Below are 412 nucleotides of genomic sequence, written 5' to 3'. Positions count from 1 at the left end.
GTGCGCGCCGGCACTCATGCGGAACTGTTTGAATAGCCATGCGCGTAATCTTCATCCGCCACGGCGAATCCACCGGCAACGCGGGCGTGCCCTGCAATGATCTCGCGACCATCGCGCTGACGGAGCGCGGCCACGAACAGGCGCGCGAAGTCGCGGCGAGCTGGACGCAAGCGCCCGCGCTCATCGTCACGTCACCCTATACGCGCACGCAGCAGACGGCCGCGCCGACGATCGCGCGCTTTCCCGGCGTGCCGGTGGAAGTGTGGCCGATAGAAGAGTTCACCTATCTGCAACCGGCGCGCTGGAACGGCACGCGCAGTGCGGAGCGGATGCCGCACCTCGAACGCTATTGGAGCGCGGCCGATCCTGATTATTGCGACGGGGAAGGGGCCGAGAGCTTCGCCACCCTGCT

Annotated in this window: 1 protein-coding gene; it reads left to right on the top strand. The window is 66.7% G+C overall.

The window, feature by feature from the left end; all coding sequences use genetic code 11:
• Nucleotides 1–38: 38 nt before the first annotated feature.
• A partial coding sequence (locus AX681_RS08520; RefSeq protein ID WP_197424260.1) for a histidine phosphatase family protein occupies nt 39–412 on the top strand: 374 nt, incomplete at its 3' end.

It is taken from the genome of Sphingomonas sp. CCH9-E2 (assembly GCF_001557215.1).
Taxonomy (GTDB): domain Bacteria; phylum Pseudomonadota; class Alphaproteobacteria; order Sphingomonadales; family Sphingomonadaceae; genus Sphingomonas.
The sequence above is the reverse complement of the archived record's forward strand: the minus strand, read 5'-3'. Positions and strand labels throughout refer to the sequence as shown.